Source organism: Anaerovibrio sp., from assembly GCF_024697385.1.
Taxonomy (GTDB): domain Bacteria; phylum Bacillota; class Negativicutes; order Selenomonadales; family Selenomonadaceae; genus Anaerovibrio.
This window is the reverse complement of the sequence record NZ_JAILFV010000071.1, coordinates 24,286-42,098: the sequence shown is the minus strand read 5'-3', so window position 1 is coordinate 42,098 and position 17,813 is coordinate 24,286. Positions and strand designations below refer to the sequence as shown.

The 17,813-nt window shown below is 43.4% G+C and carries 22 protein-coding genes; all 22 read right to left on the bottom strand.

All coding sequences use genetic code 11. The annotated features are described in order from the left end of the window. Positions 1-4: 4 nt before the first annotated feature. Positions 5-274: a flagellar biosynthesis protein FliQ gene (gene fliQ / locus K6C05_RS03610; RefSeq protein WP_296731322.1), complete on the bottom strand. Its 270-nt coding sequence runs from the start codon at positions 272-274 to the stop codon at positions 5-7. 11 nt (positions 275-285) lie between these two features. Continuing rightward, positions 286-1,026, bottom strand: coding sequence for a flagellar type III secretion system pore protein FliP (gene fliP, locus K6C05_RS03605; protein ID WP_296731363.1), 741 nt, complete (start codon positions 1,024-1,026; stop codon positions 286-288). Positions 1,027-1,056: 30 nt separating this feature from the next. Then, the gene (gene fliO / locus K6C05_RS03600; protein ID WP_296731321.1) at positions 1,057-1,614 is read right to left on the bottom strand and encodes a flagellar biosynthetic protein FliO; all 558 of its coding nucleotides are present in this window, start codon (positions 1,612-1,614) and stop codon (positions 1,057-1,059) included. After that, a complete protein-coding gene (locus tag K6C05_RS03595) occupies positions 1,614-1,976 on the bottom strand; it encodes a response regulator (RefSeq protein WP_290655737.1) in 363 nt (120 codons plus the stop codon). Before K6C05_RS03595 ends, fliO begins: the two co-directional genes overlap by 1 nt. Positions 1,977-2,195: 219 nt before the next feature. Next, entirely contained in the window at positions 2,196-3,437 is a 1,242-nt protein-coding gene (gene fliY, locus K6C05_RS03590; RefSeq protein WP_296731318.1) for a flagellar motor switch phosphatase FliY, read from the bottom strand. Then, on the bottom strand, positions 3,430-4,434 hold the full coding sequence (fliM, locus tag K6C05_RS03585) for a flagellar motor switch protein FliM (RefSeq protein ID WP_296731316.1): 1,005 nt from the start codon (positions 4,432-4,434) through the stop codon (positions 3,430-3,432). The genes fliY and fliM overlap by 8 nt, the downstream gene beginning before the upstream one ends. Before the next feature lie 55 nt (positions 4,435-4,489). Beyond that, entirely contained in the window at positions 4,490-5,008 is a 519-nt protein-coding gene (locus K6C05_RS03580; protein ID WP_296731313.1) for a flagellar basal body-associated FliL family protein, read from the bottom strand. Positions 5,009-5,163: 155 nt separating this feature from the next. Then, positions 5,164-5,361, bottom strand: a complete 198-nt coding sequence (locus K6C05_RS03575; RefSeq protein ID WP_296731361.1) for a flagellar FlbD family protein — start codon at positions 5,359-5,361, stop codon at positions 5,164-5,166. 84 nt (positions 5,362-5,445) lie between these two features. Then, a complete protein-coding gene (locus K6C05_RS03570; protein ID WP_296731310.1) occupies positions 5,446-6,876 on the bottom strand; it encodes a flagellar hook protein FlgE in 1,431 nt (476 codons plus the stop codon). Positions 6,877-7,004: 128 nt separating this feature from the next. After that, complete coding sequence (locus tag K6C05_RS03565; protein ID WP_296731308.1) at positions 7,005-7,397, bottom strand: TIGR02530 family flagellar biosynthesis protein; 393 nt, start codon at positions 7,395-7,397, stop codon at positions 7,005-7,007. Positions 7,398-7,415: 18 nt separating this feature from the next. Then, positions 7,416-7,910: a flagellar hook capping FlgD N-terminal domain-containing protein gene (locus K6C05_RS03560; protein ID WP_296731305.1), complete on the bottom strand. Its 495-nt coding sequence runs from the start codon at positions 7,908-7,910 to the stop codon at positions 7,416-7,418. A gap of 21 nt (positions 7,911-7,931) precedes the next feature. After that, positions 7,932-9,800 (bottom strand): flagellar hook-length control protein FliK, encoded by a 1,869-nt coding sequence (locus K6C05_RS03555; RefSeq protein WP_296731302.1) that lies wholly within the window; start codon positions 9,798-9,800, stop codon positions 7,932-7,934. Positions 9,801-9,902: 102 nt separating this feature from the next. After that, entirely contained in the window at positions 9,903-10,520 is a 618-nt protein-coding gene (locus K6C05_RS03550; protein ID WP_296731299.1) for a magnesium transporter MgtE, read from the bottom strand. A 21-nt stretch (positions 10,521-10,541) separates the two neighbouring features. After that, positions 10,542-11,105, bottom strand: coding sequence for a lytic transglycosylase domain-containing protein (locus tag K6C05_RS03545; RefSeq protein ID WP_296731296.1), 564 nt, complete (start codon positions 11,103-11,105; stop codon positions 10,542-10,544). A gap of 33 nt (positions 11,106-11,138) precedes the next feature. Next, positions 11,139-11,588 (bottom strand): flagellar export protein FliJ, encoded by a 450-nt coding sequence (fliJ, locus tag K6C05_RS03540; protein WP_296731293.1) that lies wholly within the window; start codon positions 11,586-11,588, stop codon positions 11,139-11,141. An 11-nt stretch (positions 11,589-11,599) separates the two neighbouring features. After that, positions 11,600-12,907, bottom strand: coding sequence for a flagellar protein export ATPase FliI (gene fliI / locus K6C05_RS03535; RefSeq protein ID WP_296731291.1), 1,308 nt, complete (start codon positions 12,905-12,907; stop codon positions 11,600-11,602). After that, complete coding sequence (locus K6C05_RS03530; RefSeq protein WP_296731288.1) at positions 12,907-13,686, bottom strand: FliH/SctL family protein; 780 nt, start codon at positions 13,684-13,686, stop codon at positions 12,907-12,909. Before K6C05_RS03530 ends, fliI begins: the two co-directional genes overlap by 1 nt. Further along, positions 13,679-14,695: a flagellar motor switch protein FliG gene (gene fliG / locus K6C05_RS03525; RefSeq protein ID WP_296731358.1), complete on the bottom strand. Its 1,017-nt coding sequence runs from the start codon at positions 14,693-14,695 to the stop codon at positions 13,679-13,681. Before fliG ends, K6C05_RS03530 begins: the two co-directional genes overlap by 8 nt. Positions 14,696-14,706: 11 nt before the next feature. Then, positions 14,707-16,296, bottom strand: a complete 1,590-nt coding sequence (fliF, locus tag K6C05_RS03520; protein ID WP_296731353.1) for a flagellar basal-body MS-ring/collar protein FliF — start codon at positions 16,294-16,296, stop codon at positions 14,707-14,709. A gap of 43 nt (positions 16,297-16,339) precedes the next feature. Then, positions 16,340-16,642: a flagellar hook-basal body complex protein FliE gene (gene fliE / locus K6C05_RS03515; RefSeq protein WP_296731351.1), complete on the bottom strand. Its 303-nt coding sequence runs from the start codon at positions 16,640-16,642 to the stop codon at positions 16,340-16,342. Between the two features lie 13 nt (positions 16,643-16,655). Beyond that, positions 16,656-17,114, bottom strand: coding sequence for a flagellar basal body rod protein FlgC (gene flgC / locus K6C05_RS03510; protein ID WP_296731286.1), 459 nt, complete (start codon positions 17,112-17,114; stop codon positions 16,656-16,658). A gap of 70 nt (positions 17,115-17,184) precedes the next feature. Further along, the gene (flgB, locus tag K6C05_RS03505; RefSeq protein ID WP_296731283.1) at positions 17,185-17,601 is read right to left on the bottom strand and encodes a flagellar basal body rod protein FlgB; all 417 of its coding nucleotides are present in this window, start codon (positions 17,599-17,601) and stop codon (positions 17,185-17,187) included. Positions 17,602-17,813 lie beyond the last annotated feature (212 nt).

Below are 17,813 nucleotides of genomic sequence, written 5' to 3'. Positions count from 1 at the left end.
CTCATCATTTCACATATAGCGGCAGATTCACGAAAACATTCGTAAAGTATTCCACCATAATTCTAAGCATCCATGGCCCGAAAATCAAAATTGCCACAAAAACTGCCACAATTTTCGGAATAAACGCCAATGTCTGTTCCTGAATAGATGTGGTAGCCTGGAACACACTGACCATCAGACCTACCATCAGACCCAGCCCCAGCATTGGTGCAGACACCAGCAATACAACACGCAAAGCCTCCTGCGCCAGCTGTATAACCAAATCTCCCGACATCAAACCATCCCCTATTTAAAGCTGACTATCAATGACTTAATCAACAAATGCCATCCGTCTACCAGGACAAACAGCAAAATCTTAAAAGGTAACGAAATCATTACCGGTGGCAACATCATCATACCCATTGACATAAGGGTACTGGCCACTATCATATCTATTACGATAAATGGAATATATATCATAAAGCCCAGCTGAAAAGCTGTCTTTAATTCGCTTATCATATATGCCGGAATAAGAGTAAAGGTGGAGACCTCCTCCGGCCCTGCAGGGCGCGGTGCATCAGCAAGGTTTACAAACATTGCCAAATCGGCTTCCCTTGTCTGTTTAAACATAAATTCCCGTATTGGTGCAATAGTATTGTCTATTGCCTCCTCCTGGGTTATCTCTCCGGCTAAATATGGCTGTAGTCCATATTCATTGGCCTGACTCCAATATGGTGCCATGATATAAAATGTTAAAAATAGCGACAATCCAATAATCACCATGTTTGGTGGACTGGTCTGCGTGGATAATGCATTACGCAAAAAACCAAGCACCACAACAATTCTGATAAAGGCCGTAGTCATTATCAAAATAGATGGTGCGATAGAAAGGATGGTCAGCACCGCCATAAGCTGCAGGGTAACTGCAACATCCTGGGGCTTATCCGACGATCCTACATCAATATTGACATTTGGTATAATAGGTGCCGCAGAAGCATCACCTATAAAACAAAAAAATAAAAGCAGGCTTACTCCCAAAAAAAGCAGCCGCTGTGGCCTGGTCAAGCTTCACAACCCCTATCTTCTCCGTTTTATACTGTCCTTAATAAAGGAAGGTATCCTTTTTGTCATCTGGTCCAGTGTCGACAGCTGGCTGGCAAATATACTATCGTCTATTGGCTGAATTATGGACTGCCTTCGCAGCCGTTCAATCTCCTCAGGATCAGTCACTTCACCCAATAATGTCACCTGATGATCCGTAACTCCCAACATCAGGGTTTTACCGCCTAATTCCACAACACAAACCGATTTATTTGGTCCCAATGGCAAATGCTCCAAAATCTTGCCACCACTTTGACCGGTAGCATTGGCAAACCTCCCGCCTAAAAATTTAGACGCAAAATATGCCATGACAACCACAAAGGCAAACACAGCCAAAAGACTGATTAAATATGCCAATGTTGACCACCATGACATTTGAGAAGGTTGTGGATCGGTATTCTCATAACCAGCTAGATATCCACCATTATTAGCCGAATCAGCTGCCGCCAGACAATCCGGCGACAGCACTGATAACACCAATATAAATATACATAGGACAGATGCCATGGAGCAGAAATGACTCCAGTTCTTCATCAGCCAACTGCTTTGCGAACGGCTTCAAGAACACGATCTGCCTGGAATGGCTTTACAATAAAATCACGGGCTCCGGCCTGAATTGCTTCAATAACCATAGCCTGCTGACCCATTGCAGAACACATAACAATTTTTGCATTTGGATCTATTTTCCTTATTTCTTTTACGGCGCTGATACCATCCATCTCAGGCATGGTAATATCCATAGTAGTAAGATCTGGCTTCAGCTCCTGATACTTCTCCAGAGCCTTCATACCATTCTCAGCCTCTCCAACGACTTCATAACCATTCTTTGATAAAATGTCCTTTACCATCATTCTCATGAATGCCGCATCATCTACTACTAATACTCTTACTGCCATTTGTCATCTCTCCTCATTAATATTCTCATATCCTGAATTGAAATATTATCTACTTATACTACTCTTATTATATTATATATTAAACATTTCGATTTAACAAGTACTACCAAGCCCATCAAAGCTTCTATCCAACAACGCAGGCATTAAGCCACAGGCTGTACTCATGAAATGTCGAGCCATAACCCATATCGTAAAATTGTCAGGCAGCGCCCAACTAAATCACAGGCTTTGTACTCTTTCCAAAGGACTTACAATCTCAGTAATACGAACGCCGAAGTTTTCGTCAATTACTACGACTTCACCCTTTGCAGTCAACTGACCATTGACATGAATGTCTACAGGCTCACCAGCCAATTTATCCAGTTCAATGATTGAACCAGTGGAGAATTCCAGAATCTCCTTAATTGATTTCCGGGCCCGTCCAAGTTCTACAGTAACTTGCAGCGGTACATCCTGAATGAGACTTATGTTGGCTGTATTGGCCTCAACCGGTTCATTAGTAAGCGGTGCAAACTGCGCACTCTGAACCGGAACGCCTGCCCCAACCACTGCAGATTGTGCATATTGTGCAGGTGGAGCATATATTGGCTGGCCTCCAGGAGGAGGTGCCATCATTGGTGGAGCCTGAGGTGGCGGAGCCGGAGCTGGTGCAGGAGCCGGAGCTGGTGCTGCAGCCGGGGCAGGTGCCGGTGCCGGAGCCGGGGCAGCTGGTGCTGGTGCCGGTTCTGGTTCTTCTTCAGGCTGTGCCCCACCATTAATCAGGAACTCAACCATTTCCTTGGCTACATCCAACGGAAGAATCTGCATGATCTCACTATCAATAAGACCGTCAACTTCCATGCGGAATGATATCTTTGCAACCGGAGCATTTTCTCCCAGGATAGAATCAACTTCATTGTTTTCCCCAGTCCCGAAGTCAACAAGATTTACCTTCGGAGGTGAAATATCAATTTTCTTGTTGAACATGGTAGACAATGACGTTGCCACTGTCCCCATCATCTGATTCATGGACTCGCCAACGGCACTCATATGTATTTCATTGAGCTCCTGTGGCGGATTAAGACCATCATTACCCATCATCAAATCGGCAATGATTGAAGCATCCTGTGCCTGTATGGCCAGAATGTTGTTACCATTAATACCAATAACATAACCAACTTCAACCACCAAATATGGCATTGGATATTCATCCTTGATGGTCGCAATGGTATCTAGCTTAACAGTCGGTGTGGTAATATTAACCTTATGACCCAAAAGTACGGACAATGTTGTTGCCGCACTCCCCATTGAAATATTACCAATCTCTCCTAAAGCATCTTTCTCTATATCTGAAAGCATACTCCCTGCTTCAGCATCGGAAGAAGCCGGTGCAGCCTCAGTAGGCTCTGGATCACTGCTAGAAGGAGCTCCACCACCGTTCATCAGCGCATCAATCTCCTCCTGTGTAAGTGCATCACCCATTAGTGCCTTCATCTCCTTCCGTAATCAATCGTGTAATTTGGACAGCCGCTTTTTTGCCGGCTGTACCTGGTCGGCAATAGAATTTAGTATTATTGCCGATTATACATTTCAGTTCATCATCAACCTTCGTATCAAGCTGTAATACATCTCCATAACTCAGCGACAGGAACTCACGAACTGAAATGTCAAATTGTCCCATTTGTATGATAACAGGGACCTTTGTCTTTCTAAGCTTCTTTTGAATCATTTCTTCATGTTCCGGGTGCTCTTCCTTGGAAAGGTTAGCCGCAACCCAGAAAGTGGTAGTCAGCTTTGACATAATCGGTTCAAGAACCAAATATGGAATACATATATTCATAAAGCCTTCCACAGAACCAATTTTAGTTTGAAGCGTAATGATAACAACCATATCACTAGGTGGAACTATCTGGGCAAACTGCGGGTTTGACTCCATTGCTTCCATCTTTGGATTGAACTGAACAACATTAAACCAAGCTTCCCGCAAATGTCCCAAGGCTTTATCAAAAATCCTCCTGATAACAGCCTCCTCTATTTCCGTCAAAACCCGTGACTTGATGGTATTCTCTCCCTGCCCACCGAAAACACGGTCTATAATAGAAAACGCAATACCGGAATTCATCTCCATGATGATATTTCCCTTTAAAGGTGGTACTGCCAAAATTCCAATAACACTAGGGTTTGAAAGCGATTGAACAAACTCTTGATATGTCAACTGCTCAACTGACGCAACTTCAACAGAAACAAGTGCACGCAGGTATGTGGACAAATATGTGTTGAATAACCGCGCAAAGTTGTCATGCAGCATATTTAATGTTCTGATCTGATCCTTAGAGAACTTATCCGGGCGCTTAAAGTCGTAAGATTTAACCTTTTTTTGGTTTTCTTCCTTTTGCATCTCTTCAGCATCTGCTTCACCGGAAGCAAACTGCGCCAGTAGTTTATCTATTTCAGATTGCGATAATACATCATCTGCCAAGCTTCATCCCCCTTTCCTTCTCATATTCAAAAGTATATATAGTAATGTATATCATTTATTGAAGCATAAAGCTGGTGATATATACATCAAAAACACTGCCTTCACCCAACGCCTTATTGACCTCTGCCTTTAGCTTCGCCTTGAGGTCATCCTGCTTGTTGGCATCCAACTCTTCAATCTTTATTGTGCGAAGAATCTGTAGGGTTGAATCCATAATTTTGGTTTCAGCCATTGGAACAAGCTTTCCTTCCTTAACAATTTCTTCTTTCTCAGGATTTAATTCCATTACAATACCAATCTTGAGGAACCTGCTGGCTTTTATTCCGCCAACATTTACAATCAGGCCCTCTTTAGGGTCACCCAGCTTTACAAACACGCCAGGATCATGATTTTTCACTTCTCCACCAGAAACACTGCCACCTGTATTAACAAGCTGTGTCGTAATAAAGTAGGCTATAGTGCCTGATAACAAGAATCCAATAACTATAAGGACAACAACTATCAGTATAGGAGAAAGTTTTTTTGACTTCCCTGCTTCAGGTGCCTGCTCTTCAGTCTTCTCTTCATCAGCCATTGTATGTCACTCCTTTGTTTTTATCTATATCATTGATAAAGGAAAGTTTATCAAAATATATTCAATATCTTTATTGTAACAATATTAGACCAAAATACAACTATTTATAGCAAATAATATATAACATTAGACTATTAGACTATGTCCTTAAATAATCATTTAAAAATGGCACGCTTATATTTCATCACCATGCGCACCACATCTTCCATATCTTCCTCAACAATAAGCTTTTTGCCATTAGTAAGAGTGATTACAGTATCTGGAGTTTCCTCAATTGTTTCTATAATTTCTGCGTTTAGGATAAATTCCCCTTTTTTACTCTTATCAGAGTTAAACTTTGTAAGCTTAATCATCATAAGCTCCCCCTCATTCAAATTCTGCCATTTATTGGCAGGTGCCAGTGGGCACCCACCAACAAACAGCATTTAAAATTTCAATTATCTCTTCATGTTAATCAGTGTTTCCAGCAGCTCATCTGATACTGTGATGATCTTGGAGTTTGACTGGAATCCACGCTGGGTAATAATCATGTCACTGAACTCATTGGCTACATCAACATTAGACATTTCCAAGGCAGAGGCAGTAATGGTTACACCAAAGCCACTGGAGGTTCCCACATTAGGAGTTCCGGAGTTTTGGGACTCCAAATAGAGGGAATTACCATTCTTGGTGAGACCTGAAGCATTAGTAAACTGTGCAACAGCAATCTGAGCCTCCTGGCGAAGCACACCATTGGTATAGGTACCATAAACAATACCTGACTTATCAATGCTTACACTCTCCAAGGTACCGGCAGCATACCCATCAGCCTCAGCATTAATGGTGCTGGAATTTGCGTACTGGGTAAGATTTGCATAAGTTACGGTCACGCTCTGATCAGCTGCTCCATTGGTATATGTTAGTTTCATGGTACCTGTACCGCCGGTACTGGTATCAAATGCTCCTTCTGATGTAAACGGAATAGTAGTATCAGTCATGGTTATTGTAGTGGTAGTACCATCATCTTCAGTTATTTTCAAATAAGGATCACCGGAAGTAGGATAAGTAGCACCACTGAGCTTTGCCAACCATTTATCAGCACCTGTTTTTTCAACAGTCACCGGAACAACATGCTTTGCCCCCAAGGAATCATAAACATTCACTGTTGTCGAAATTGGTACGCTATGCCCAACAGTATATGTACCTGATGTTACAGTCAGATTAGTGCCATCAGAAAGGGTCAGCACTGCAGATACATTATTGGTACCATCAATAGTGGCCTCAGTAGGCGAGGATGTACTTCCATCACTTGCAGTTACTGTCATACTCTCAATAGTTGGCGTAGATGCATTTAAATTGTTTATGTAATCGATAGACTCCGTCTGAGCCGAAGGCATGGACTTGCCGGCACGAACAGTAATATTTGATATACCTCCATTGGTATTAATAGCATCATGCTCAGTTACAGAATTGTTCATAAATCCCTGGACATATAGTCCATCAGAATTTACGAAATTACCATCTGCATCAAACAAGAACGCACCATTACGGGTATAGTAGGTCTGGTTGCCCTGCTGAACTATAAACAATGCATTACCGGACAAGCACAAATCTGTGTTCAGGCCGGTGCTCTGTACCGAACCATCCTTAAAGTTTACATCAATGCTTGACATTACTGATCCAAGACCAATCTGCTTTGGGTTTGTACCGGCCAATGTACCATTGGCTGCGGAAGCCGAGGTCAGAGTCTGGCTCAGGGAGTCAGCAAAATTTACACGGCTGGATTTAAAGCCGGTGGTATTTACATTGGAAATATTGTTACCGATAACATCCATACGAGTCTGATGATTTTTGAGTCCGGATACACCGGAAAAAAGTGAACGCATCATAATGAATCAATCTCCTTTTCTTTGTCTGATGCGGCTATTGTGAAAAGACATCAGTCAGTCAGTCTTTCAAGCTCTCCTAAAAAGGTCCAAGCTGTTCACGCTATTGTGTTTTAACGGGCTTTTGTCCGTTATATTATCGCCGCACTGTCAATATTTGTAAATATATTTTCCCTTGCACTAGATCCATCCATGGCAGTAATTACAGTCCTATTGGCAACACTGACAACCAATGCGGTATCGTTCATGTAAATGAGTGATTCCCTGGCGCCCTTTTGTGCCATCCTTGCTACAGTATCATCCAGCTTTTTTAAATCCTGTTCACTGAAATTTAAATTGCGGTTTTCCAAACGCTGCATGGCGTGATTGGAAAATATCACCTTATTTGAGGTTTTCTGCAATATATCAGCAAAGGAAGCACCTGTTACGGCAGTTGTATTAGTCCTGCCTGTAGCCTGGCTGTGACTGGAATTTCCCACGGGCAAAATCTGTTGTGACGGAAAAAGTATTCTTGAGTCACTCATATTTGCCTCCAAAAAAACTTATACACTATCGCCAACCCTGGTCAGATTTGAAATGTCAACCTTGGTGGCGTATTCAGTACCACTTGCATCCTTAACAGAAGCAATTATGGATGGTGAACCGTCAGAAATGCTGACACCGGTAATGGTTCCCTCATATTTGATACCATCAACCTGCCACTGTGCATTCTTGCCAATCATCCCGCTAAGCTGACCTACCAAAGTAGATGAATCGATGTTTTCCACCAAAGTGTACACATCCTCCAGCTTGCTGGCAACATTGGTCATCTGCTCCAATGAGGAATACTGTGCCAACTGAGCAAGATACTCGGTATTATCCATAGGTGAAAGTGGATCCTGATATTGCATCTGGGTTACCAGCAGAGAAAGGAATGCATCCTTATCCAATTCACTTTTCTTCCCCACTTCAGATGAGGAAACTCCCATCTTCTTCTGGTATTCATCGTAATCATAGGTAACACCATCTACTGTAATGGTATTTAAAGAACTTCCCATAGTTTAATCTCCTTTCTAAAATTATACTGTGTAATCAACACCGTCAGAAATCTTATTGCCTTCGCTGTCACGAATTACCTCGACCGCGTTATTTACCGGCTCAGCTGCCAGGCTTTCCACATCATCCTCAAAATCCTTCAGGTCAATTTTCTGAGTTCTGATTTTTTGCTGTTCCTGCTGCTGGTAATAGCCCTGACTTTGTCCCTCCGGAAGCTGTCCATCGGCTAATCCCGTCTGGACCTCAACACTGTCGACCTTGATTCCCTGCTCGTTAAGGTCTTTTTGCAGCTGAATCATGGAAGTTTCAAGCAACGCCCTTACCTGAACATTATCGGTATGGAAGGTTGCGGTAACACCGCCATTGCTGTTTACTGCGACCTTGAGAGTAAGATCTCCAAGATGTCTAGGATTGAGCTTGATTACCATTTCTGTGTTCTCTGCAGTTCTCAGTAATCTGGCCTGCTGAACAATCTGTTCATTGATGTTGTAATCGGCTCGTGGCTGATTAACTGCCTGTGGTGATTCTACCTGCGCATTATTTTCCAACACTATGTTTCCGGCAACTGATGGATTCGCCATCTGTGCTGAATCAATCTGTTGGTTAAATGCCACCGGTTCATCTACCTGCCCTATCTGCCCATCCGGCAAAGTCTGGGCTACTGCCTGCTGGAAATTTTGTGGTTGTCCCTGTGAAGCCCCCTGGTCTCCAAATCCTGATAAATCCCTGGCAGTACTGTCAACAGTCATGGTTACTTCTTGTCCAAGGAGAGTATTCATCTCCTCAATAACAGAGGTATTCCCCACTTTCTGATTAACAGTAGCCATTGTGCGGGCGGCTGCCTGTCCCACTACAGCCTGGTCCTGCAACTGATATTCAGTGCCATCAGTCTGTACCGGTTGAGAACTATTGTCCTGAGGTGTACGGTTTACAAACCGCTTACCAGCCAATACTGCCAGCATTTGCTGCTCATTTGTCATAGCTGCAGATTGCTGTGCCTGGGTCTCATTAACACTTCCTGATTCCTTGGCAACCTGTACTGTCGGATTCAACAAGGCTTCGATAGTTTTAGGCTGTGGATTTTCAAGCGTTCCTTTCAGAGCAGTCTGAACAGTTTGCTGTACATCAATCTGATCAGCATTAGCTCTGGCAGCATTCTGCTGTACACTTGTTGCCACACCAGGCTCACCCTGTCTGTTTGCTGGATCTGCCTGCTGCATCTCCGGCATCTGACTGGTTTCGCCAGCTTCCGGTTGAACCTGCTTCAAAGAAACACTTCCTGCCTTTTCAGCAGTCATTGTCACTACCTTTTCAGCAGTCATTGTCACTACCTTTTCAGCAGATGCAACATTATCAGCATTTAACACATTGACCGCTTCGTTCACTGCGCTTTCAACCTGACCGGAAAGGGTGACTGCCTCAACCTTATCACTGATATTCACTTCCCCGGTTACCTCAATACTCTTGGCATTGTCAGTTACCGGTGCAAAATATGTTGTCAGTTCGGCCATTGGCATTTGTACCAAAACATTCTCTGCTTCAATATCAGTAATATCTGACGGTTCAGCATCTTTTACATCAACCTCAGTCATATCGCTGTCAGCATCAGTTTTGGCTGTCTCAACCACCTCTGCGGAGGAATCCCCTTTTACTTCAGCTTTGCTTTCGGCAGGCACGGCTTCATTCGTAGCAACAGCATTTTCTTCAGGCTGCACAGCTGCAGATGTCTTATCATCGGCGACAGCATTCTTTAATTCAGAAGAAAAATTCTTGTCGGAATGCCCCCCAACATTGCTGCGACCATCCACTGACGACGCGTTGACTGGTTTAGCTCCTGGTCCTGCAACAGCCGGTGCTGTTGTAAAAAGGTTTGCACTTACATTAGTTCCCATATATTCACCTCCTTTTAAAATAATAATATATGATTATCCACCTGGTAGGTGGCAAATCAACTATTAGCAAGATTATCCTAGCATAAAATTATTAAAGCATCATTAAGGTTCTTTATTCTGATTTTGATCGTTAATAGCAGGATTCTGCATTACCCTCTTCGGCAGTCCATTATACATCACCTTGGTAATATTGGCTGCCCTGTCAGTATCAAATTTGGTAAGCACCTGAGAAACCTGGGATTCATCCATTCTCTGAAGTATGGATATTACAATATCATCATCCATACCCTCCAGAATTTTTGCTGCATCCTCCGGCTTCATCTCATTATATAATCTGGCCAGCTTGGACACACGCTTTCGTTCAGCTGCCTGTCTTTCCTTGGTCTGTTTTTCAATTTCCTCCTTGGAAAGCACTACCGGCTTTGAATTTTTGCTTTTTTTCTTGTCCTCAGCCTTTGGTTCAGTTTTGGACACCGCCTCATCAACTGAGGAGGATTCCTGCCCTGCCGGCTTAACAAAATATTCGCCAATTATCGGCATGTTATATAATTCATACTTCTCATTTATGTCATTGGAATCAATCAGCTTAAAATAAATCCCTATAAAGAACCCGGCAATTACCAATATAATCAATACAATTAACATGATGAGAATTTTCAATATTTTTTTGAATTTTCCCGGCTTTTTGCCAGAATCCTCAAGCTCTTCGTTCTCGTCCATCAAATTCACCCTATATAAATATTATCGATAAATGTCCAGCACCTTATTAACATAATTTTGGGTCTCCTGATAAGGTGGAACTCCATCATAATCCTTAACAGCCTTCGGACCTGCATTGTATGCTGCCACAGCCTTTTTGACATCTCCATTGAAGGTATCCAGCATCTGCTTTATATATTTGGTGCCGCCTTCAATATTCTGCTGCCTGTTATATGGATCAACTCCCAAGGAAGCGGCGGTATCAGGCATAAGCTGCATAATTCCTATTGCTCCCGCCGAAGAAACAGCTGACTGCCTGCCCCCGGATTCCGTTTGAGCTACCGCTGCTACAAGCCTTGGATCAACATTATACTTTGCTGCAGCAGTATTGATTATACTGCCTATATCACCATCCAGACCTGATGAGGCGTTAACTGGGCTGTCAGCTTTTGCAGGATTCAGCTTTCCCTCTGCGGCCTTCAGTTCAGCAGCAAAAGTGTTGTTTCCGGCTGAATTGGCATTATACGCCTTCTTGGCAATGCCAAAACGGTCATTCAGTTCATTAATACGCTGGACTACACTCTCCAGCCCTTCTATTCGCATCATGATAAATCACCACCAAAACTTCAATAACAGCTGTTATCCCATATTCCTGAAATAAAGCTGTCCGCCTATTTCATCCAATAATTTCTGTTCCTCAAAAAGCACCTCAGCCATATACTGCTGATATCTCTTTTCCTTCAGCTGTTCAATGCTCTTAAGCTTATTCATTATTTTCACCAGTTCCTGCATCCGTTTTGTTCGTTCTGACTGACACTCCATAATGTAATGCTGCTGGTGTTCAATCTGTTCACGCTTCCAATTAAAGAAGCTGTTGTATGTCATCAATGTTCCCAGAGTGATTGTACCCTTGCTCGTCAGGGCATCATAATCCTTATGTCCCTGAGCCATCTGTTCCAATAGCTCCACCAGGTGAGCTCTGGCCTCTTCCAGCTTTTTGGTCGCTGCAGCAAGTTCCACCTGGGCCTGTTCCTTATTCATTTTAGTAACCTTCAATAAGGTTTCCAGCTGAAACTTAAACTTTTTCATGGGGCTTTACCTCAAATAGCTTCAAGGCGCTTTATTGTATCATCAAAGCTCTCAACTTCAAATACACCCTGGCACAAAAATTCATTTATTTTATCTATCTTTTCTACGGCCTCATCGATTTTTGCACTGGAGCCCTTAACATACGCACCTATATGAATCAAATCCTCAGCCTCTTTATAAACTGCCATCAGAGCCCTAAGATTTCTGTTGGCATTCATATGCTCATCAGGAACTACAGCTGACATAACACGACTGACACTGCTAAGCACATCAATCGCAGGAAAATGATTTTGTGCGGCGATGTTTCTCGATAAAACAATGTGCCCGTCAAGAATACTGCGCACAGCATCAGCTATAGGTTCATTCATGTCATCACCATCAACCAAAACCGTGTATATTCCGGTTATTGAACCCTTTTCACTAGTACCTGCCCGCTCCAAAAGCCTAGGGAGCAGAGCAAAAACTGATGGTGTATAGCCTCTTGTTGCCGGTGGTTCACCGACTGTCAAACCAACCTCACGCTGGGCCATTGCAAAACGCGTAACAGAATCCATCATCAAAATAACCTTACGGCCCTGATCCCGGAAGTATTCAGCAATTGCAGTGGCAGTCATGGCCCCTTTGATACGCACTAATGCAGGCTTATCAGAGGTAGCAACAACAACAACAGAACGCTTAAGGCCCTCTTCTCCAAGATCTCGTTCAATAAATTCCTTGACCTCACGGCCACGCTCTCCCACCAGGGAAATAACACTTATATCAGCTTCAGTATTACGGGCTATCATACTCAGCAAAGTGGATTTGCCAACACCACTTCCTGCCATGATTCCAATACGCTGTCCCTGACCCATGGTAATCAGGCCGTCAATTGCCCTGACTCCAACATAAAGGGACTCCTGAATAACAGGTCGGTCCAACGGTGCAGGCGGATCAGCCTGTAACGGATACTCCTCACGGCAGAGGATTGGGCCCTTGCCATCTATGGGATTTCCCAAACCATCAATGACCCTGCCCAAAAGCTCTGGCCCAACCTTAACCTGAAGCACCTTTTGCGCCGAAACTACTTCACAGCCCGGACCTATGCCCTTTGAGTCCCCCAGGGGCATCAACAGCACAAACCCATCTCTAAAGCCAACGACCTCAGAAGGAACAGGTTCCACACCCTCAAAATGCGATTTAACATAGCACAGCTCTCCCATGCTGACATTTGGTCCCTGACATTCAATTACCAGACCTACCATCTGCACAACCTTGCCAATCATTTTCATTGATTTGCAGTTTTCAATCGCATCAGTAAATTTTTTCAGGTTGATATCCATTACTTCATAACATCCCTAATTGACTGTTTTATTAACTCAAGCTGCGTGGACAGCTTGGCATCTACTGTACCATTAGGCGACTCAATCACACAGTCACCGACCTTTAAGGTTTCATCAGATACTATGGACAGTTCAGCCTTCCCTTCCATACTGGCCAAATATTCAGACCGGGCCATGATAACAAGTTCATACACATCAGGAGCCACCCTGATTTCAACCTGCGGCTGATCCTTGACCTTCTGTATGGCATTTTGCACCAGGGGCAAAACCATCTGTGGCATATCTATAAAATGCTGCGGTATCACCTTATCAGCGATACTCATTACCATTTCAGCTATGGTATTTTCTGCTTTGGTAACATATTCCAAGGCTTCTTCCTGAGCGGCTTTTATTGTGCGCTCTGCCTTGTCGTTTGCATCCAAAATAATCTGATGCTGCTCCTGCTGGATTTTTTCAAAGCCTTCAGCCTTGCCTGCCTCGAAGCCTTCCTGATGTCCGGCTTCCCTGGCCTCTTCTTTTATTTTATCAGCTTCCTGCTTTGCTTCCTCCAATATTTTTTCAGCTTCAGCTTTAGCTTCCTGTTTTATGATTTCGCTGGCAATCTGAGCATCCTTTAACTGTTGTGCTGCCTGTTCTTCCTTCTTCCGGATGTTTCGCATGATATTATCACGGGTCTCATCATCCATTTCCACAACTTCAACTTCAGGCTTCTCAAACTTTGGAGTATCAACGATACGCGGATCCTCCTGCCAAACTACGCCTTTCAGAACCCTAGACAATCATTTCGTCACCCTTTCCACGGGAAATAACAATTTCACCCTTCTCTTCCAACCGGCGGATGACATTTACAATCCTCTGCTGAGCTTCCTCAACATCGCGGATTTTAACAGGTCCCATGTATTCAATTTCCTCACGCAGCATATCACCTGCTCGTTTGGACATATTCTTGAATACCTTGCCCTGAACATCCTGATTGGTCGCCTTGAGTGCCAAGGAAAGATCCTTGGTGTCCACCTCGCGGAGTACCATCTGCAAGGAACGATCGTCGATCATTACGATGTCCTCAAATACAAACATGAGCTTCTTGATTTCCTCGGTAAGCTCTGGATTATCAACCTCTAACTGCTCAACAATGCCCTTTTCAGTGGTACGGTCAACGCGGTTGAGGACTTCAACAATAGCCTTGACACCGCCGGCATCTGTAAAGTCCTGAGTAACAAGTGCTGACAGTTTACGCTCCAACACCCTCTCAACTTCACGCAAAACATCCGGGGATGTACGGTCCATAATTGCTATTCTCTTGGCAACCTCAGCCTGTCTGTCCTGTGGCAGGGATGTCAAAATCGTAGCTGCCTGATCAGGATCAAGATAAGCCATTATCAGTGCTATAGTCTGAGGATGCTCATTCTGTATAAAGTTAAGGAGCTGGCTCGGATCGGTTTTATGAAGGAAATCAAATGGTCTGACCTGCAAGCTCGTGGTCAGACGGCTGATTATCATAGAAGCCTTCTCCGCACCCAATGCCTTTTCCAAAACATTCTGTGCATATTCCAGACCACCAGATGACAGATAATCCTTCGCCATAGCCATCTGATAAAACTCTTTGATAACAGCCTTTTTCTGTTCATGGGAAACCTGCTTCTGATTGGCAATTTCCAATGTCAGTTTCTCAATTTCCTCATCATTCATATGCTTAAACAGCATAGCAGAATATTCAGGACCGAGCGTTATAAAAAGCACAGCTGCCTTTTGTTGATTTGTCAATTCTGGTTCTTTATCACCATACATATCCATTGTCATCATTCCTCCGACAGCCAAGTCTTAACAAGCAAAGCAACCTCTGCAGGCTTGTTGCGAATGAGTTCTTCGATGACCTGACGCTCGTTGAGGTGTTCCTGCTCCTCCTCTGTGAGCTCTTCCGGCTCAACCTCACCGGACTCAATAGCAGCAGCACGCTCCTCCATCAAACGCTGTCTCTCTTCCTCTTCCAGTCTTGCCTGCTCTTCTGCAGCTTCTCTTGCCAAGCGTTCCATCTTGCGCTTTCTCATAATTATGAAGCCAACGATCAATGCGATAATCAATACTACCAAAGCTATGGCAATATACATATTCCTGGCCTGGCGATCCTTTTCTGCCTGTTCCTCAGCTGCACGCTTGTCAGCAAGCTCAGTACTAAATGGCAACGGCTCAACCGATACGGTATCACCACGCTCCTGGTCAATGCCAACGGCCGAGGAAACAGAACGCATAATGCTTTCCTGCTGTGCCGGAGTGATATCGTCATTAACCAATACAGCTATGTTGACACGACGGATAGACCCAGGAGAAGCAACTGTCTTCTCCTTTGCTTCATTTATCTCATAATTTTTGGTAGTTTCCTTCTTTGAATAATTGGCATTGGTATTATTATCAACAGCCACATACCCTGGAACATTTGACTGGGTTCCTGCCGGACCACCAGGAGCATTTGATGTTCCGTTATAGGACTCATTTACAGTCTGCTCGCTGCGGATAATACCTGATTCATCTACTACAGGAGTAAATGTCTGCTTATCAGTCTGACGCTGATCAAAATCCAATTCGACATTAACGCGCACATAAGAACGCCCCTCGCCTAAAGCCTGATCAAGCAAGGTCTGAACATTCTTCTGCATCCGGTCCTGAACCTTACGGGTCATCTCCAGCTGTGTCAATGTCTGCATACTTACATTATTTTCTTCATCGTCATCAGGGTCATTAAGAATCTTACCGGTCTCATCCACAACGGTGATATTCTCCGGTAACAATCCCTGGATACTCCTTGAGGCAAGGTTTACAATTCCCTTAATCTCTTTTTTATTTAACTGGGTATTAGGTTTCAGCTTCAACATTATAGAAGCTGTCGCCGGCTTTTCATTTTTCTTATAAAGGCTGTCTTCCGGAAGGACAATGTGAACCCTGGCCTTTTCAACGGCCTCAATCTGTTCAATTGTTCTTGTCAGTTCTCCCTGAAGTGCCTGCAGGTAATTAACCCGGTTCTGAAACTCGGTAACTCCCAGTTTGCTATCATCAAATATCTCAAAGCCCTTATTGCCATGTGGCAGGCCCTCAGTCGCAAGGTTCAACCGAGCTTCATGGACATCTGCAGCCGGGACCAGAATAGTTGTCCCCTGCTTTGTTTCCTGAACCTCGTAAGAAACCTTATTTTCCTTCAGCTTTGCAGCGACCTCACCAGCATCCTTTGTTTCCATATTGGTAAACAACGGCACCATATCAGGCTTGCCACCATACATAAAGCTACCAGCTAAAATAAGAATAAGTATAAGTACTACACCGCCAATAGCCATGTAATGCTGTCTCTTGGTAAGCTTATTCCAAAGCTGAAGGTATTTTTCTTTCCACTCGCCCATCATCTCAATCCCTTCACCATGGTTTGCTTATAAATTCAAGAAATTAGACCTGCATGCGCATAATTTCCTGATAAGCTTCCACGGCACGGTTTCTAACCTGAAGGGTGAGCTGTAAAGCAATATCAGCTTTTTCAGCAGCAACAACAACCTGTGATATATCTTCAACCTGTCCGGCTGCCAAAGCTGCATTCATTTTTTCTGATTCTTTTTCCAACGCATTGACATTGCCAAGAGCATCTCCAAGATATTCTCCGAAGCTCTTGACTACAGGAGGTTCCTTACTTTCTCCCAAATGGCTCTCAGCATGCATAGACACCGGTGTCATTTGTAATGTCTCTATCTGCATCATGTCACCTCATTTATTTACTTATATTCAAGGCCTGTGAGGCCATACTCTTTGCTGCATTAATTGTGGTTACATTGGCTTCATAAGCACGGGATGCCGTGATCATATCAACCATCTCGTTGACAATATTCACATTTGGCAATTCCACATAACCATCTGCATTGGCATCAGGATGCGCCGGATCATAAACCATTTTCCCCATGCTGTTGTCTTCCATAATGCCAACTGCCCTTACACCGTCACCGCTCTTTTTGCCGAACTCGCTCTTGGATATCTCCCCGGCGAGGACCCTGGCAAAATTCTTATTGTGCATTTCCCTTGGTTCAAATACTACAAACTTACGCTTGTAAGGCGTTCCCTTCTCGGTTCTGGTAGTGTTGACATTAGCTATATTATTGGATATAACATCCATTCTGAGACGCTCCGCCGTCAGTCCCGAAGCAGCAGCATCTATACCACCAAACATACTCATAATAATCGTTCTCCAATCTATATATGCTTATGAATCTTATACATCAGCCATATCTTTTCAACCAGAATTATCACTTACTGGTAATTGTAGTCTTAATCTTTTGTATGTAGCCACCCATTTCCTTGGCCATCGCATTAAAGTAAATCTGATTCTTGGCCAGGTTAGCCATTTCCTTGTCGATGTCAACATTGTTCTTATCGACTCTCATGGAAGTTGTATCCTGCATTTCCACGACCGGAGCAGCCTTGCCACCTACAGGCTGAGGCAAATGCCTGTCATTAGTCCTGACCATCTTCAGCTTATTATCGTTTTCACCATAGCCAAGCTCTTTGGCTAAAAGGCTTTCAAAAACCACATCGCTTTTTTTGAAGCGAGGTGTATTTACATTTGCTATATTATTGCTTATAACCTCTTGTCTGAGATTTGCCGCAGCCATTCCCCGCGACAAATAATCCATGGTAGATGAGTTAACAATATGCTCTAACATCAGCATGACCCTCTCTGTAGAAATCTATCAAAATTTTATTCATTTGCACACAAAACGACCATTTTAAATGACAATATCCTTTTATACTCATTTTATCATCATTATAGCATTTTAAGAAGAAATATTAACATTTTTTAAAAAAAAAAATGAATGTTATGACTTTTTGCCTACCGACAAGGATTAATTATCCATTACTTTTGTCACAATTTTTG

Coding starts and splice junctions, on each gene's coding strand:
- fliJ (WP_296731293.1), bottom strand. CDS start 11,588: ATGAAAAAGTTTAAGTTTCAGCTGGAAACCTTATTGAAGGTTACTAAA.
- fliY (WP_296731318.1), bottom strand. CDS start 3,437: ATGGGTGATGCACTTACACAGGAGGAGATTGATGCGCTGATGAACGGT.
- K6C05_RS03565 (WP_296731308.1), bottom strand. CDS start 7,397: ATGAGTGACTCAAGAATACTTTTTCCGTCACAACAGATTTTGCCCGTG.
- K6C05_RS03545 (WP_296731296.1), bottom strand. CDS start 11,105: ATGATGCGAATAGAAGGGCTGGAGAGTGTAGTCCAGCGTATTAATGAA.
- K6C05_RS03550 (WP_296731299.1), bottom strand. CDS start 10,520: ATGGACGAGAACGAAGAGCTTGAGGATTCTGGCAAAAAGCCGGGAAAA.
- K6C05_RS03560 (WP_296731305.1), bottom strand. CDS start 7,910: ATGGGAAGTTCTTTAAATACCATTACAGTAGATGGTGTTACCTATGAT.
- flgB (WP_296731283.1), bottom strand. CDS start 17,601: ATGTTAGAGCATATTGTTAACTCATCTACCATGGATTATTTGTCGCGG.
- fliO (WP_296731321.1), bottom strand. CDS start 1,614: ATGAAGAACTGGAGTCATTTCTGCTCCATGGCATCTGTCCTATGTATA.
- K6C05_RS03570 (WP_296731310.1), bottom strand. CDS start 6,876: ATGATGCGTTCACTTTTTTCCGGTGTATCCGGACTCAAAAATCATCAG.
- K6C05_RS03555 (WP_296731302.1), bottom strand. CDS start 9,800: ATGGGAACTAATGTAAGTGCAAACCTTTTTACAACAGCACCGGCTGTT.
- fliG (WP_296731358.1), bottom strand. CDS start 14,695: ATGTATGGTGATAAAGAACCAGAATTGACAAATCAACAAAAGGCAGCT.
- K6C05_RS03595 (WP_290655737.1), bottom strand. CDS start 1,976: ATGGCAGTAAGAGTATTAGTAGTAGATGATGCGGCATTCATGAGAATG.
- K6C05_RS03575 (WP_296731361.1), bottom strand. CDS start 5,361: ATGATTAAGCTTACAAAGTTTAACTCTGATAAGAGTAAAAAAGGGGAA.
- K6C05_RS03580 (WP_296731313.1), bottom strand. CDS start 5,008: ATGGCTGATGAAGAGAAGACTGAAGAGCAGGCACCTGAAGCAGGGAAG.
- fliQ (WP_296731322.1), bottom strand. CDS start 274: ATGTCGGGAGATTTGGTTATACAGCTGGCGCAGGAGGCTTTGCGTGTT.
- flgC (WP_296731286.1), bottom strand. CDS start 17,114: ATGAGTATGTTTGGTGGTATAGATGCTGCTGCTTCGGGACTGACGGCG.
- fliE (WP_296731351.1), bottom strand. CDS start 16,642: ATGCAGATAGAGACATTACAAATGACACCGGTGTCTATGCATGCTGAG.
- fliF (WP_296731353.1), bottom strand. CDS start 16,296: ATGGGCGAGTGGAAAGAAAAATACCTTCAGCTTTGGAATAAGCTTACC.
- fliI (WP_296731291.1), bottom strand. CDS start 12,907: ATGGATATCAACCTGAAAAAATTTACTGATGCGATTGAAAACTGCAAA.